Origin of the sequence: Pseudomonas sp. Bout1 (assembly GCF_034314165.1) — a bacterium.
Taxonomy (GTDB): Bacteria; Pseudomonadota; Gammaproteobacteria; order Pseudomonadales; family Pseudomonadaceae; genus Aquipseudomonas.
In genome coordinates this window covers 821,099-837,144 of record NZ_JAVIWK010000001.1, presented here as the reverse complement: position 1 = coordinate 837,144, position 16,046 = coordinate 821,099, and the positions used below count along the sequence as shown (strand labels likewise).

Below are 16,046 nucleotides of genomic sequence, written 5' to 3'. Positions count from 1 at the left end.
TGACGCCCTAGGCTCTAAGGATTACTCGTGATCGTTTACGCTGCGACCAAACAGCAATTTCTTAAAGACAGCGACAACGACGACATTGAGGAAGTGATCCTTAGGCATTTCAAAGAAGCCACTGGCAAAAAGGTGGGTGCTTCGGAGATAAGGTCATGGCAGGGCTCATTGAGCTATATGGCGAAGGTGCTTCGAGACGACGGTCTGCCCAACGATGCCGGGTTGGCCATTGAGCTGCATATTCCGCAATCGTCGAAAAGAATCGATTTTTTGCTCACTGGCCGATGTGAAAATCAGGTCAAGAACGCGGTATTGATCGAACTCAAGCAGTGGAGCAAAGCGACCGCTACCACCAAGGATGCGATTATAAAAACCGCATTGGGGGGAGGTCTCGTGGAAACCATTCACCCTTCCTATCAGGTCTGGTCATATGCGGCACTGCTGGAAGGTTTCAATGATGCCGTCTACGACAAAAGCATCGAAATACGTCCCTGTGCCTACCTCCACAATTACGTCAGCGATGGCGTGATCAACTCAGCACACTACGATGCCTACACCAGCAAAGCACCGCTGTTTCTCAAAGGCCCGGATGAGCTCACGAAGCTACGAAGCTTTCTTAAAAAATACATCGTTCATGGCGACAACAAGGAAGTGCTGTACGAGCTCTCCTACGGAAAAATTCGCCCTTCCAAAGCGTTGGCAGAGGCGCTGAAGGGATTGATGAAAGGTAAGCCCGAGTTCGTATTGATCGATGATCAAAAAACGACGTTTGAATCGGCTCTCGCCGCAGCAAGTGCCGCGTCTGAGGAAGCGCCAAAAGTACTGATCATCGAAGGTGGCCCAGGTACCGGAAAAACGGTCCTGGCGATAAACCTGCTGGTCAAGCTCACAGGGTTAGGATTGTTGAGCAAATACGTCTCGAAAAATGCCGCGCCACGAAAAGTGTACGAAAGCAAATTGGTTGGCACCGTCAAACGTAGCCATTTTTCCAATTTCTTCTCTGGCTCGGGGGCGTTCATCGATACCGAGCGCAATACCTTCGACACGTTGGTCGTAGACGAAGCCCACAGGCTCAATGAGAAAAGCGGTCTCTACGGTAATCTGGGTGAAAACCAGATCAAGGAATTGATCGAGTCAGCCAAATGCGCGATTTTTTTCATCGACGAAGACCAGCGCGTCACCTTAAACGATATCGGCAGTAAGAAAGCTATCCGAACATTTGCCAAAGCAAAAGGCGCAACCGTCGAGGAATACACGCTGTCCTCCCAATTCCGTTGCAGCGGTTCCGATGGCTATCTGGCGTGGCTGGATGATGTGCTAGACGTTCGCGCTACAGCAAACCCGTTACTCGATACCAGCAAGTACGAGTTCAAGGTATTCGATACCCCGCAGGCAATGCACGCGGCTATCGAACAGAAGAATCACGATAATAAGGCGCGAGTTGTGGCCGGTTACTGCTGGCCTTGGCTGAGTAAAAAAGAATCCAAGGCCCCCGACATCGTTATTGGCGATAGCTACGCCCGTCAATGGAACCTCGATCAGGATGGTAGCTTATGGATCATCGCCGAAAACTCCATCGAGCAGGTCGGCTGCGTCCACACCTGCCAGGGGCTGGAGGTAGATTATATTGGCGTAATCATCGGCCCAGATTTGATCGTCCGTAACGGTCACGTACTGACTGTGCCTTTAGAGAGAGATAAGCACGACAAATCGATTCGCGGTTGGAAGAAACTGATGAAAGAGCAACCGGAACTGGCTCGCCGTGAGACGGACTTGATTATCAAAAACACCTATCGAACATTGATGACTCGTGGCATGAAAGGCTGCTACCTGCATTGCACTGATCAAGAGACTGCTCAGTATTTTAGGAGCCGCCTTGCCGAATACATCGGTAAATGACGTCATGTCTAGCCTTCAGCCGTATGAATGCCTTTGGCCGATCTCTGCCGATATTGATTGACAGCAATGGGCTCGCTGCGGCCCTTCGTGACTGACAGCAATCGGCAGCTCACTACCAAACACGGTTCCAAAACGTTCTGGCCAGATCGAATGCAAACGGGTAGTCAACTGAAGTGCAGTATTCCAGTTGGTATTCCAGCCAAAAATAATGATCGATATTAACGCTATAAATCAATAGCTTGCTGAGCGGATTCAGATTACCCCGGCTCCACCAAATACGAAGCACCACCAAAACCCGCCTTATGCGGGTTTTGTTGTTTCTGTTTCCTGGAAATACACCGCCGAATGGCCCTTCGGATTTTTCCTGCAAGACGTCGCGCCCTGCATGAACTAGCGCAAGCCACACCACAAAGTTAGCCTTCACGGGTTGCTGCTCATCAGCAACCGGCTTTGACAGGCCGAAAAGTGTAACCTTTCACTCCCCTTGATCAGTCGGCATGCTTCGCGCATTCCGCTTCGTTCATGGCGGCTGTGCGTGGGGCATCTTCGGGTGCGCCGGGTTCCTACACTTCCGGTCTGTCAACCCGCGTACAGCTGCCACCCAATCCTGTTTGACAGCAGGGGAATGGCAGCTCCTCTTACCAGTGTAGGAGCTTCACCATGAAAAAGATTACTCCCAATCCTCCATGTTCAAACCAATCCAGCACAGACATCTTCTGCATCGCTCAAAACATCGACCCCGAAACCCTTCTGGTACAAGCCTGCGAAACCCTCGCCTCGCTGAACGCGCTCACTACCGACCTGGCTTTCGAGTTTGACGGCGCCTTTCGCCAGAAGCTTTTGGCCACTCAACAATTGAGCGTCCTGGGTGAGTTGCTGGTGACGCGCGCACTGGACATTCTTGTGCCAACGGCAGAGTCAGCAGCGGCGGGAAGGACCACCTCTCAACACTGAAAATGGCCATCCAGCGGGTACGCGCCAATAACGTCAGAAAAAGGTGAGCGGCTATTTTCCTCGAAAATATCCGTCACCCTTTTCCCGGCAATCCCGCTGGCCTACCCAACCGCGCTAACCCCTGCCCGGCGCCCGCCATGAATCAACACATGCACCATCAACCCTGCCACCAGCCCCCAAAAAGCCCCTCCCACTCCCAGCAAGGTGACATTCGCCGCCGTTGCCAAAAACGTGATCAACGCAGTCTCCCGTGTGCGGGTATCAGCCATTGCATTGGACAAGCTCGTACCAATGGCACCCAGTAACGCCAAACCAGCCACCGCGGTGATAAACGGGCGCGGCAGGATCATGAACAATGTCGCAAGCGTGACGCCAAAGATCCCGACCGTCACATAGAGCCCGCCACACACCAGCCCGGCGATGTAGCGTTTGGATGGGTCCTGGTGGGTATCCTTGCCGGTGCAGATGGCAGCGGTGATCGCGGCCACGTTGAAGGCGTGAGCACCGAACGGGGCCATGATCAGCGAACCAAACCCGGTGGCGGTGATGATCGGATTGGCGCTGGTCTTGAAGCCGTCATTGCGCAGCACCAGCATGCCGGGAATGTACTGCCCGGTCAGTGTGATCACGAACAATGGCAGTGCCACCCCCAGCAGTGCGGCGATGGAGAATTGCGGCATTTCAAACACCGGTACAGCCAGTTGCAAGTGCAGACTCTGCAGGTCGATACGTTCCTCGCCGACCAGCAGTAACATGCCAACCAGCAGGACGCCGAGCATCGCATACCGTGAGGTGAAGCGTCGCAGCACGGCATACGTCACCAGCAGCGTGATGACCAGCAGCGGCTCGACGCTTACACCCCCAAACGTCGCCACGCCGAACTGCAGCAGGATGCCCGCCAGCAACCCGGCACTGATGCCGCCGGGGATCAGTCGAACCAACCGTTCAAAGGCACCGCACACGCCCAGCACAATGAAGCCAATGGCACACATAACGTAGGCCCCGATCACTTCGCCATAGGGGGTGAACGGCATGACGGTGGCCAGGAAAGCAACACCGGGTGTGGACCAGGCGGTGACGATTGGTTCGCGGTAGCGGTAACTCAACCAGGCGCCGGTAACGCCCACGCCAATGCTGACCGACCAGACCCAGGAAGCCGTTTGCGCCGCGCTGAGTTGCGCCAGTTGCGCGGCCTGGAACACCAGCACGAAGGTACCGGCGTAGTTGACGATTACCGATATCAGCGCGCTGATGCTGGGAGAGATGAAGTCGGCGACACGCAATCCTGTGTCCGATCGGCTCATGGGGCGTTCCTTACCTGAGGTCGTTGGGGGCTCAAAGGCTAACACCGCTGCGGATGGCCCTTTCAGTCCAATCCCCCGCACCCGACCAGACCACTGGCTAGATAATAGCCTTGGCCAACTGCCGGGTAGCCGCCTCGATTTCAGTGGGCGTAAGCGCCGAGAAACCCAATAACCAGCCACACACCGCGGGCGGTTGGGCGTAAAGGCGGCTGAGGCCCGGCACTTGAATACCCACTCTGGCAGCCTGCCTGATCGTAGCAAGCTCCGACCAGCCTTCGGCAAGGATGCAGGGCATTTGCAAGCCACCCGGCGGCAGGCGCGCGGTCACAACGCCACTCAAATGCCGCTGCACGGCCTGCGCCATCGCGTCGCGGCGCGCCCCGTAGATTTTGCGCATCGCGCGCACATGGCCGCCGAAGTGGCCGTCGTCTATAAAGCGTGCCAACGTCAGTTGGGCGATCTGCGGTGTGTGGCCGTCCAGAATGCTTCGCGCGTAGGTCATGGGCTTGACCAGTTCGGGCGGCAGCACCATGTAGCCCATACGCAACCCGGGATACAGCGACTTGGCGAAAGTCCCCAGGTAGATCGTTCTCTGGTATCGGTCCAGGCCTTGCACGCAGGCCGTTGGCAGCCCTTCGTAGTGGAACTGGCTGTCGTAGTCGTCCTCGATGATCCAGCCCTGGCGTTGTTCGGCCCAGGCAATCAGCTCAAGGCGGCGCTCCAAGGCAAGTGTGGCGCCGGTTGGGTATTGATGGGAGGGCGTGACGTACACGGTGTTGGCACCGCTGATGTCGGCATACAGTTGATCCACACACAGGCCGTTGCCATCCACCGGCACCGGTATGACCTCCAGCTGGGCCATTTCAAACGCCTTGCGCGCACCAAAATAGCCGGGATCTTCCATGAGGATTGGCTGACCGGCATCCACCAGAACCTGGGCACACAGGTAGAGCGCCTGGCGTGTGCTGGACAGCACCAGTACCTGGTCTGGCGTCACACGGGCACCGCGTTCCAGGTTCAAGTAGCTCGCGATGGCTTCCCGCAAAGGCTCGGCGCCTTGGGGGTCGCCGTGCAATAGAACGCTGTCGCGGCAATCTTTCAGGACCTGTCGCTGCAATCGCTCCCAGACGCCTGTCGGGAATGTGCGTGTTTCGGGCAGGCCGGTGGCGAAGGCTTTTACCACTTGCTGATCGTTGACACCGCCACTGGCAAGAATCTGCGCGCCCCTGGCACTGAGTGCCCCGGACAGGCTTATCGGCACCGGTTTACGTTGACGCACCCCTAGTAGGCTCGGCCCGATCTTTTCGGACACAAAGCTGCCCGAGCCTTCACGACGGCTGAGATAGCCGTCCAGTTGCAGCTGGACATAGGCGATTTCCACCGTGTCCCGGGAGATGCCCAAGGAGCGCGACAACGTCCGGGTGGCCGGCAAGCGGCTGCCTGGCGCAAGCACGCCTTCGAGAATCAATTGGCGCAGCACTCGCTGCACACGCACGCGCAAATCCAGCGTGGCGAGTTTAGGGTCTGCGAGACGGATCTTGAGGGTGTCCAACTCGAAATTGTGGGTCATGTGCCAAGCCTGGGATGGAAGATACAATGCGACAAACCTGCCATCTTTGTTGCGCGTCGCCGATATGTCCATGGGCATTATCGGCGGGGCTCGCGCTACAGGGGCATTCGATACTCGATGAAGCCCGAATCCTGGGCGACCCGATTGTAGAGCGCTTGCGCTCGTTTGTTGGTTTGGTGGGTGTGCCAATACAAGCGTGAGCAGTCGTGCTGTTGGGCGATGTGGCGTACCCATTCAATCAGTGCTTTACCGGTCCCGCCGCCACGGACGGTGGGTGCCACATACAGGTCCTCAAGGTAGCAATAATCAGTGGCCGTCCAGGTGGAACGATGCAGGATGGCGTTGACGAACCCCACCAGTTCGCCATTTTGAACAGCGACGGCGCCGAACATACTTTCGTTCGGGTCGAGAAACCGTTTGAACGTCAAACGGCTCGTCGCGTCCTCCAGGGCCACTTCATAGAAGTCCTGATAGGCCAGCCACAACGGCAGCCACTGCTGATAATCCTCAAGTTGCACCGCCCGAACGGTCACGGCTTGCTGCTCATTACTCATCGCACGTTCCTTCTGAAAGCCCGAACCCGGAACCGGTTCGGGACGGCGCAATGGTAGGTTTTGCATGCCGCTCCAAACCAACCACTTCAGGCCACGTCGGCAGGCCAATCCGGGTAGGTGCTTATAGGCCATGATCGGAGCCTGTCAGGTCTGCTTGGCACTGCCTTAAATGCCTGCCCCTACAAAAACCTCACATTCATTCACGAATTATTAAGAATCACACTCGTATACTCACCGATCGCCCGGACTGCTCCCCCGAACGGTCCCCTGCCCCGGTAGCCAGAATCCATGACGCGTTCCGCTCCTCTGCTGCTCCTGCTTGCTGCGCTGTTGTTTTTCTTTGCCCTTGGCAATCACGAGTTGCAAGGCTCGACCGAGGCCCGTGTGGCCGGGATCGCCATGGCCATGCACCTGGATAACGACTGGGTGGTGCCGCGCTTGTTTCGTGAACCGTTCCTGGAGAAACCACCACTGAGCCTGTGGCTCGACGCCGGGGCGATTCGCCTGTTTGGCGGCACTACCTGGGCGGTGCGCCTGGCGTCGGCGTTTGCCGGGCTGTTCAGTGTGATGCTGCTGTACGGGATGTTGCGCAAATTTGGCCGGCCTAAGACCCTGGCGTTTGTTGCGGCGCTGATGCTGGCGACCATGGCCAGTTACTGGAGCAACGTGCGCGGCGTGGGTGAAGATTCGCTGCTCACCCTCGGGGTCACCATGGCCCTGCTGGCGTTCTATCAGGCCAACCGCCCCGAGTCGGAGCGCGACAGTTCCAACCTGGGCACCTGGTTACTGTTCACCCTCGGGATGGTGATCGCCACCTTGAGCAAAGGGGTTCTGGGCCTGGCCATGCCGGGCATCGTGATCTTCGTTTATTTGGCCAGCACCAGCCTGATGGATAAGCAATTCAAGCTGGGCGACTGGATCAAACCCGGGCTGTTCACCCTGTTGGCGCTGGTGCCGCTGATGATCTGGCTGGGGTTCCTGTACCAGCGCGACGGGCTGCAAGCGGTACGCGAAGTGCTGCTGACCAACAGCGTCGGGCGCTTCAGCGGCTCGTTTGTCGAAGCCGGCCACTACGAGCCGTTCTATTACTACATCGCCAAATTGCCCGAAGCCTTTTTGCCCTGGAACATCCTGGTGTACCTGGGCCTGTGGCACTTTCGCAAAAGCCTGGTACGCAACCGCTACCGGCTGTTTTTCAGCGTGTGGCTGGTGGCGCAGTTCACCCTGCTGACGTTCGCCTCCAGCAAGCGCACGGTTTACCTGATGGCGCTGACACCCGCCGCTGCGGTGCTGGCTGCCGAGTATGGCGGCGTGCTGCTGGGCTGGCTGAAAAGTCGTGGGCAGGTCTCCCACGTGGCCGAGCATGTTTATGAACATCGCCGCGGCCTGGTGGGTGGCTTTTTCACGGTGGTGGTTGCCTGCTACTTGGTTGCCGCCTTCTGGTTCGCGCCCAAGGCCGATGTGCGCCAGTCGTTTGTGCCGGTGATCAGTGCGATCCAGGCCATGCAGGCGCAAGGCAAAGAGGTGGTGCTGTACCAGGCGAATGAGCGAATCGCTGGCGCCGGGGTGTTTTACATGCAGGCCTATTTGACGATCCTGCAGACGCCGCAAGAGCTCAAAAGCTACCTCGCCGCCAAGCCCGGCAACGTGGCAGTGGTGGACAATACTGACCGGCTGGACGTACCGGTGACGGTGGTCAAGGAGATGGCGATCAACCGCCAGCCTTACTACTTCGTCGAGCAATGATCAAAGGGGCGAATAGCCCCAGTAACTAACTACCGCCATCGTCCCCCCAACACTGCGCACCCTCAGGGTTCATTGAACCCTGAGGACCGGCCATGCCCACCCAGCCCCCTAACACATCACCGCTTACCCCCGAACAGCACAACAACTACCTGCTGCAAATCGGTCATCGCTTGCAAGTCTTCTCCAATGACCAGGCGCCCGCCGCGCAGCCCTCTGCCGAGTTGCAGGCGGTGCAGGAATTGCACGCGGCCCTGGCAGAAGAAAACCGCTGGACCGTGCAGAGCACACAGGGCCATTACAGCGTGCCCCGCGACTGGGTGATCCACGGCGCGCAGGGCCTGTTGAACCGCACCCGCATCCGCACCGCGCTCCACGACAAACTGGCCGCCATCGAGATAAAGCGGCGCCCCAACGGGCACGTCCGCAAAAACTGGATTCTGGACAGCCATCAGTCGATGCTGGAGGCCGAGGTCAAGTTGAAGGTTGCCGACCGCCTGCTCAACCCCGGTGACCTCTCGTTGGTGATGAATATCGTCAGCGGCCCCGAGCTTCGTCCGGGGATCCATCGCCTGACCTTTCGCTACCGCCAACAAACCATCGAGTTCGCCGGGGCGTTTGTCCTCACGCGCAGCCAGGCAGCGGCCGCCCACCTGGATACCGAAGACGGCGATGTGCTGCTGTTCACCCCATCCCGAGGCCTGGAGGGCTTCACCTCGCTCAAGCATCTGGACCGCACGTTGCGAGAGCGCATGGGCCAGGCGGCCTGGCGGCAGGAGCTGTTGCAGCACCTGCCGCGCCGCTACCAGCGTTTGCAGGCAGCCAGTATCTGGCCCCTGGCGCTAAGCCCGATCGACAGCGTCCCGCTGACCGAACACACCTACAGCGCCCTGCAGGAAAAACAGCGCCAGGACATTGATTTTGCCCTGGGCCTGGAGGCTCACCCGGCGCCCGTGAGTGTTGCCCAAATGACCCTCGAACTGCACCGGGCACTGCGCGGCTTCCCCTGGGACCTGACGTCCCGCCTGGAGTTGCGCGCGCAACTGTTGCTCGAAAAAATGCTTCACCAATCCACCCCCGACTGGTACCGCAGCGCCAGTGAGGCACAGCGCAAAACCCTCGCCGAACACCTGCGCACCTACGAACACCTCAGCCTGCACGTACTGGCGCTGCTGGGCCCGGCGGTGTCGCCCGAGGCCATGGCGCGCCTGCAATTGCTTGAACACCTGGATGAAGACCTGGATATCCGGAGCCTGATTCCCGAGCAACTGCAAATCAGCACGGAGCGCACCCTGAAATCAGGCAACTCATACCCCCAGCTAAACAATTTGGTGCAACTGGCGGTACGTGGCCTGCACCGTGGCGATGAGCTGGCGGGCTCCGAGTTTTTCAAACACACCTCGCTGACGTACGCCCACCAGCCGCTGCCGCCCGAGTTCAAGGACGTTACCCCGGCCTACCTGGCCGAGCTGCTCGCCAAAGTGCAGCCCAGCCTGAACTTCGCCGAAGAACAACAACGCGCGCATAGCTTGCCGGCAGTGCAGGAAGCCATGCAGCAGATGCTCGACAGCCGCCTGCACGCGCTGGCCTACAGTGCATCGTTGCAAAACCACATCAGCGCAGACGACTACGCACTGCTCCAGACCCTGAGCGAAGGCCCATCGCAAACGCTCACCGCGTGCTGCCTGTTCCTGCACAAGGCGCCGCTCAAAGACCTCTGGGCCCTGCGCCAGACGGACGCGACAGGCACCCTCAAGCGCTTGCTGTTGTGCACTGCACATGCCCCGCGCGCCGAGCAATTCCAGGCGTTTGACAGTGAGCGGGAGTTGCAGGCGCACATCATCGGCTGGAGCCAGGACGTGTCGGCCGTGCCTGGCTCGCGCAGCATGAAGGACTACTTGCTGGAGCAAATCGTCAGCCGGATCCGGCCAAAATACAGCGCGATGCTCTCGGCCTTGGGCTTTATCCCGGCCAACCGCGAGTACCGGATGATCGGCTTCGGCGCACCGTCGACCTATGCGGCCTGCCTGCTGGAGATGAGTACCACGACCCTGGCCATCCAGGCCGATGAATACCTGCACCTCATGCCCAACTGGCTCATCCAGGCCTCGGCCGCCGACCGTCAGAAACTCGCCGACCTCAAGGAGCAGGCACTCGGCGCCGCACAGGCGTATGGCTCAAGCCCGGGTAGCCCACAACAGTTTCCCGACTTTGACAGCTACCTGCACACGGCGGCAAAAACCGCGCTCAATCAACTGCTGGGCAACCCGACGCCCGCGGTAGACCCAAACCTGGTGGGCGTGATTACCCCTCGCGAGCGCCTCAGCTACACCACGCTGTACCGCAATGGCTACGACGCCAGCCTGGGTTTCATCAACCCCGATGCCAGCACCACTGCGCAGTTCAAGGGGCCGCCGGGTGTGGACCTGAGCCAGCTCACCGCACACACGGTGAGCCGCTCGGTAAGGGGCACCTGGATCGGTGACCAGTACGTCGCCGAGGTGGAGAACACCTTGCTGGACACCCGAGATGCCAACTACGGATGGCGCCGCAGCATGGCGCTGGAAGTCACCCAGCTCCATATGCACATCGCCGCGCTGGAGTGCTGCCTTAAAGGCTGCCTGGCGAGGAGCGACCTGGCCTGGCTGGAAAAAAGCATCGACAGCCTGGCCGACAACCGCGACAGCGTGCGCAATCGCTATCGCCTTTACCCACTGCAAATCAGCGGCCAAGTGATCGATGGCTGCTACCTGTTCCGTCACGCCAACGATCTGCCTCTGCTCTATACCCCCAACGCACCGGACGGCATCGCCTTCAGGCCACAAAGGGAATTCAACGAACGCCTGAAAAACCTCGAAGGCATGAACACCTACTACATCAGCCGGGTAGCCAGCATCGAGCGCACCGCGTTCGAACTCAGGTTGCAGGCGCTGGTGACAGGGCTGCCGGCACAGCGCAAGGGGCTTTATTCCACACCGGTGTTCGATGAAGTGCCTCGCACCGCACGGCCACTCAAAGACCTGCATTACCACAGCTACGACAAGCCTCTGCGCCATCGCATCGATGAAGTCAAAAACACCACCACCGGGCGCCTGCAGATGATCATGGCGCTGGTCAGCGTCATCGGTGAAATCACCATTGCGGTCCTTACCGCACCGTTTCCTGCCTTGAGCCTGGCCTTGGGTGGCTTGCTGGTGTTCAAGGATTCGATGCTCGCGCTGCATGCCTATAACCGCAACCAAACCGCCGACGCGCTGGGCCATTACCTGGGGGCATTGCTCAATGCCGGTGGGGCGTTGCTGACTGATTTGCGCCCACTGCTGCTGACCTCCACCAGGCTTGTTCGCCCGCCGCTGCGCCATGTTGTTCGCACGCCCGGGGATCAACAGGCGATCACGCTGGCCAAGCAACTACAACCGCAACCGCCCGCCCCCCAAGGCATGCAGCCCGTGCTGTATGCCGGCGACCGCCTGTGGGCCGCGCCGATCCCGGACAGCCTCGGGCGGTTCCTGCTGTTTCGCTTTGACGACGCCAGCGGCCAATTGCAGTCCACCGGAAAACTGGTGAATAAAACAGCGGACGGTGGGTGGCAGCGTTCCGGCGTGACGGGCGGCATGCCCAAGTACGAAAAGCTTGAAGCGCCTTACGAGTTACCAGACAAATTTCGCAGGAATGTTGCCTCTATCATTCCACCGGAAGACCGAACGGCGCTGTTTCTGCAGGTCGCCCACCTGGACGGAGACCTCAACACCCACTCCATCTGGATCTCGCGAAGGCAGCTCGCCCCGGCGCTCCAGCGTCACCTGGCGCTGGTCAAGACACTCACTGACGACGCCGATGCTTTTTTTGCCCGGCTCCCACCCCAAATCATGCGCGCCGATACGCTGAACCTGGCCCCGGATATTGCCCTACCCGAGTTGCTCACACAGTTGCTCGACGATGCACAACATTTGGTGGTGGGTGAGGCGGCCTTTTCCTTCGCGGCGCGAAAGGTGTTGATCGAGCATATGCAGCACCTGCGCAAGCTGGACGTGAGCGCAATCTACATTGAGCACCTGTGGCGCGACATTCATCACGTAAAGACCCACTCGCGGATTTCCAGCGGTTTTTCCAGGCAGGCCGAGCGACAACTCAAGTCCATCGACCGCGAAACCCTCCGTGACCCGCAAGGGCTATACGGTTATTGGAAACTGGTGGAAACCGCGCAGGAGCACGGTATTGAAATCCGGTCGCTGAACGCCTCGACCTGCTATGACCTGGAAAACACCCTGGGCCTGGTCGACTCGCGTCCTGCGCCCATCCGTCCAAATACCCTGACCAATTTCTACGCCCATACCCTCATCAACGCCGACCAGGAAAAGACTCCGGGCAAGCGCTGGATAGCCTTGGTAGATCAAAAGCGCATGAGTACTTATCGCGGCACATTGGGCCTGGCCGATCTGCAAAAAAGCATCGCGCTGCGCGTCGAAGACGGCCTCGACAAACCCACTCAATTGCTTGCCGACGTGGCGGGAGGCATCCCGGGCGATACCTTGGCCAAGGGCGACCTGAAGTTGTCGCTGCACACCGCGAGCCATGCGGCGCAACCAGCGCCGCAGCCGGGCCCATTACCAGGACGCTCACAACCGTTGCCAGCCGTACGCCCTGTTCCAGCCGAGGCGCCCACACACTTCAGCGACTTCGATCTGCCGCAGGAGCACATGCCTTTGTTCAACCATGACATCACCCTGCCGATAGACACGCGCGAGGCGCTCTTCTCTACCGCCTACCGGGAGCTCACCAGCAGCCGCAGGGCCGCACAAGCCACGTTCGACCACACCCGCAAAAAGCTCAAGGCCCAGGCCCAGGCGTTTTTTGCCGACCAAACACCGCCCCCACGGGTGGCGTTGCCCAGCGTCGATCCGTCCATGGATGAGGTAAAGGTTATTGAGCAACTGCTGGAAACCGCCAACGGCCTGGTAATGGGCGAAGCTCATGGCGTCACGTCGAGCAAAGCCTTCCTCAGTCGGCACATGGAGTACCTGAACAGTCAGCGCCAGGTCAAGACACTCTACATGGAACAACTGACCACTGACCTGCATCAGGCAGACCTGGACATTGCCAACAGCCTGGGTTTTATACCCGACGAATTGTGGGCATTTCTCAAGGCGCTGGACGACAGCCATGGGGTTCCCACCGGCAGCCCCCACAGTTTCATCAGCGTGGTACAGGTGGCGCTCAAGCATAAGGTGCGGGTCCGTGCCCTGGACTGCATTGCCAGCGTGCGGGTTGACGGCATGACGGCCTCCCGGACATCAATGTTCAACTATTTCGCGACACAGGTCATACGCGCGGACCAGCTTCAATACGGCGCTCACAAATGGGTCGCGCTGGTCAGTGAGACGCACCTGAACACCCATCGCGGCATACCGGGCATTGCCGACCTCAACAACGGTATCAGTGTGCTGCTGGACGATGTGCCTTCGGGTTCGGCCACAGGCTTTGTGCGCGAACCCGCAACAGTGCTGGCCATGACGCGCGAACAGCAATGGCCGCTGGTGCGCTACGACTTCAAGAAAAGCGTCGAAGTCGCGGGCGCCCCGCTACCTTTTGGCGCCGTGCCCGCGCCCGCACCCAGCCTTGAACAACGCCTGCGGCGCAAAGGCGACTTCCTGCTTCGTCGCACCCTGGATGGCGGGATGGAAATCATCCACAAAAACCGCGACAGCGTACTGGTGCACACCACGTTGCAGCAGGATGCCAGAGGTCATTTTGTCAGCCGCTGGCACCTCGATGAGCGGCGCTTCGCAAGCCGCGAGGCGCTGATGGACTTCATCAAAACCCATAAAGCCATGCGCCAGGTCGACTGACCCGGCTGTGCGTGCGCAGGGCGGCCTGACCATTCGTCGCTCACACGTCGTAAACCCTGCGCACACGAAAAAACCGTTTCAGCTCTCGCCAGGGCTGCCGATACCTCCTGACTACCCATCGGCTGGTCGCTACTTCCAGCAACCGGATGTACCCGCAAATCTGTTCCTGGAGGAATGCGATGAATAGTTGGTTCGGCAACATCAGCGTCAATATGAAACTGGGCCTGGGCTTCGGCCTGGTGCTGGTGCTTACTTCGATCCTTGCGCTCACCGGCTGGACCAGCCTGGGCGGCCTGATCGACCGCAGCAACTGGATGAGCGACATCACCCAGCTCAACGCTTCGCTGACCAAGCTGCGGATCGTACGCCTGCAATACATGCTGGCCAACGGTGACGAAACCGTGGCGCAAAACGTGCAGACCAACCTCGACGGCTTTGCCGCCCAGCAACAGAAGCTGCTGGACAGTTTCAAGAGCAGCGAAAACCTCAAGCTGCTCAATGAGCAAAAAGCGATCATCACCGCCTACCAGCAGTCGCTGAACAAAATGCGCGAGGCCTACCGCAACGGCAACGCCGCACGCCAGGTCATGGGCGACAAGGCCGACATCGCCAACGCGCAGATCGATGCCCTGGACACCAGCGTGCGGCAGATGCCCGACGGCGCCGAGCGTTTCGCCCAGTTCGAGGCCGTGACCACCGCCAAACAAAAATTCCAGCTGGCGCGCTACGAAGTGCGCGGCTACACCGGCAACGTCAACGCCGACACCGAAGCCCGTGCTGTGGCGCAGATCGAGAACGCCATCGACGGCTTGAAAGACCTGCACACCGCGTTCGGCGCCAGCCAACAGGCCGCCCTGGGGTCATTGGAAACCGCGCTGGGCGCCTATCGCAGCGCCCTGCAGAACTACAAGGCTGCCAACGCCAACATCGTTGTCGCCCGCGCAGAAATGACCACCCAAGGCACCGACATTGTCAGCATCAGCGACAAGCTGTACGACCTCCAGCTGCAACGCCGTGACGCCGAAAGCGCCCAGGCCCGCAGCCTGCAATTGATCAGCACATTGCTGGCGTTGCTGGTGGGCATCGTGGCGGCCGTGGTCATCACTCGCCAGATCACCCGCCCACTGCGCGAGACCCTCGCCGTGGTGGAACGCATCGCCTCCGGTGACCTGAGCCACAACATCCAGGTAACCCGCCGCGACGAACTCGGCGTATTGCAGCAGGGCATCCAGCGCATGGGCACCACCCTGCGTGAACTGATCAGCGGCATCCGCGACGGCGTGACCCAGATCGCCAGCGCCGCCGAAGAGTTGTCGGCCGTCACCGAGCAAACCAGCGCCGGGGTCAACAGCCAGAAGATCGAGACCGATCAAGTGGCGACCGCCATGCACGAAATGACCGCCACCGTGCAGGAAGTCGCGCGTAATGCCGAACAAGCTTCCCAAGCCGCCTCCGCCGCTGACGGCGAAGCCCGCGCCGGTGACAAGGTGGTGGCCGAAGCCATCGCCCAGATCGAGCGTCTGGCCGCCGAAGTGGCGCGCTCCACCGACGCCATGACGCACCTGCAGCAAGAGAGCAACAAGATCGGCAGCGTGATGGACGTGATCAAGGCCGTGGCCGAGCAGACCAACCTGCTGGCACTCAACGCCGCCATCGAAGCCGCGCGTGCCGGTGAAGCCGGTCGTGGTTTTGCCGTAGTCGCCGACGAGGTACGCGGCCTGGCCCAGCGCACCCAGAAATCCACCGAAGAAATCGAAGGCCTGGTGGCCGGTTTGCAGAACGGCACCCAGCAAGTCGCCGCCGTGATGAACAACAGCCGCAGCCTCACCGACAGCAGCGTCGAACTGACGCGCAAGGCCGGTGTATCACTGGAAAACATCACCCGTACGGTGTCGAATATCCAGTCGATGAACCAGCAGATCGCCGCCGCTGCCGAACAACAGAGCGCCGTGGCTGAAGAAATCAGCCGCAGCATCGTGAATGTGCGGGACGTGTCGGAACAGACGGCAGCAGCCAGTGACGAGACGGCCAAGTCGAGTGTGGAACTGGCGCGCCTGGGCGGGCAGTTGCAACAGATGGTCAGCCATTTCCGGGTGTAAACCCACCTTCAACGCAAGCCCCTTCAACTGTGGCGAGGGAGCTTGCTCCCGTTGGGTCGCGAAGCGGCCCCAAT

General features: G+C 59.8%; 9 protein-coding genes and 1 pseudogene. 6 read left to right on the top strand and 4 right to left on the bottom strand.

The window, feature by feature from the left end; all coding sequences use genetic code 11:
* The first annotated feature begins 27 nt into the window (after nucleotides 1–27).
* On the top strand, nucleotides 28–1,899 hold the full coding sequence (locus tag RGV33_RS03645; protein WP_138761917.1) for a DUF2075 domain-containing protein: 1,872 nt from the start codon (nucleotides 28–30) through the stop codon (nucleotides 1,897–1,899).
* A gap of 112 nt (nucleotides 1,900–2,011) precedes the next feature.
* On the opposite strand, the gene RGV33_RS03640 is transcribed toward RGV33_RS03645, so the two are convergent.
* Nucleotides 2,012–2,323, bottom strand: a complete 312-nt coding sequence (locus RGV33_RS03640) for a hypothetical protein (protein ID WP_322143152.1) — start codon at nucleotides 2,321–2,323, stop codon at nucleotides 2,012–2,014.
* 236 nt (nucleotides 2,324–2,559) lie between these two features.
* On the opposite strand from RGV33_RS03640, the gene RGV33_RS03635 reads away from it, so the two are divergent.
* Nucleotides 2,560–2,853 carry a DUF6124 family protein gene (locus RGV33_RS03635; RefSeq protein WP_322143151.1) on the top strand — a complete coding sequence of 98 codons (294 nt, stop codon included), beginning with the start codon at nucleotides 2,560–2,562 and terminating at the stop codon, nucleotides 2,851–2,853.
* A gap of 101 nt (nucleotides 2,854–2,954) precedes the next feature.
* On the opposite strand, the gene RGV33_RS03630 is transcribed toward RGV33_RS03635, so the two are convergent.
* From RGV33_RS03630 to RGV33_RS03620, 3 genes are all read right to left on the bottom strand, one after another.
* Nucleotides 2,955–4,157 carry a benzoate/H(+) symporter BenE family transporter gene (locus tag RGV33_RS03630; protein ID WP_322143150.1) on the bottom strand — a complete coding sequence of 401 codons (1,203 nt, stop codon included), beginning with the start codon at nucleotides 4,155–4,157 and terminating at the stop codon, nucleotides 2,955–2,957.
* A 97-nt stretch (nucleotides 4,158–4,254) separates the two neighbouring features.
* Nucleotides 4,255–5,727, bottom strand: a complete 1,473-nt coding sequence (locus RGV33_RS03625) for a PLP-dependent aminotransferase family protein (protein WP_322143149.1) — start codon at nucleotides 5,725–5,727, stop codon at nucleotides 4,255–4,257.
* Between the two features lie 95 nt (nucleotides 5,728–5,822).
* Nucleotides 5,823–6,281, bottom strand: coding sequence for a GNAT family N-acetyltransferase (locus tag RGV33_RS03620; RefSeq protein WP_322143148.1), 459 nt, complete (start codon nucleotides 6,279–6,281; stop codon nucleotides 5,823–5,825).
* A 288-nt stretch (nucleotides 6,282–6,569) separates the two neighbouring features.
* Here RGV33_RS03620 and RGV33_RS03615 point away from each other — a divergent pair, with 288 nt between their 5' ends.
* The 4 genes and pseudogenes from RGV33_RS03615 to RGV33_RS34150 all read left to right on the top strand — a co-directional run bounded on the left by RGV33_RS03615 (nucleotide 6,570) and on the right by RGV33_RS34150 (nucleotide 15,972).
* A complete protein-coding gene (locus RGV33_RS03615; RefSeq protein ID WP_322143147.1) occupies nucleotides 6,570–8,027 on the top strand; it encodes an ArnT family glycosyltransferase in 1,458 nt (485 codons plus the stop codon).
* A gap of 92 nt (nucleotides 8,028–8,119) precedes the next feature.
* Nucleotides 8,120–13,873: a membrane-targeted effector domain-containing toxin gene (locus RGV33_RS03610; protein ID WP_322143146.1), complete on the top strand. Its 5,754-nt coding sequence runs from the start codon at nucleotides 8,120–8,122 to the stop codon at nucleotides 13,871–13,873.
* Between the two features lie 146 nt (nucleotides 13,874–14,019).
* Nucleotides 14,020–15,117, top strand: a pseudogene (locus RGV33_RS34155) (methyl-accepting chemotaxis protein); the annotation flags it as partial.
* Nucleotides 15,109–15,972 (top strand): methyl-accepting chemotaxis protein, encoded by an 864-nt coding sequence (locus RGV33_RS34150; protein ID WP_371132985.1) that lies wholly within the window; start codon nucleotides 15,109–15,111, stop codon nucleotides 15,970–15,972. The pseudogene RGV33_RS34155 and the gene RGV33_RS34150, both read left to right, overlap by 9 nt.
* Nucleotides 15,973–16,046: the final 74 nt, after the last annotated feature.

Coding starts and splice junctions, on each gene's coding strand:
- RGV33_RS03635 (WP_322143151.1), top strand. CDS start 2,560: ATGAAAAAGATTACTCCCAATCCTCCATGTTCAAACCAATCCAGCACA.
- RGV33_RS03630 (WP_322143150.1), bottom strand. CDS start 4,157: ATGAGCCGATCGGACACAGGATTGCGTGTCGCCGACTTCATCTCTCCC.
- RGV33_RS03625 (WP_322143149.1), bottom strand. CDS start 5,727: ATGACCCACAATTTCGAGTTGGACACCCTCAAGATCCGTCTCGCAGAC.
- RGV33_RS03620 (WP_322143148.1), bottom strand. CDS start 6,281: ATGAGTAATGAGCAGCAAGCCGTGACCGTTCGGGCGGTGCAACTTGAG.
- RGV33_RS03615 (WP_322143147.1), top strand. CDS start 6,570: ATGACGCGTTCCGCTCCTCTGCTGCTCCTGCTTGCTGCGCTGTTGTTT.
- RGV33_RS03610 (WP_322143146.1), top strand. CDS start 8,120: ATGCCCACCCAGCCCCCTAACACATCACCGCTTACCCCCGAACAGCAC.
- RGV33_RS34150 (WP_371132985.1), top strand. CDS start 15,109: ATGGGCACCACCCTGCGTGAACTGATCAGCGGCATCCGCGACGGCGTG.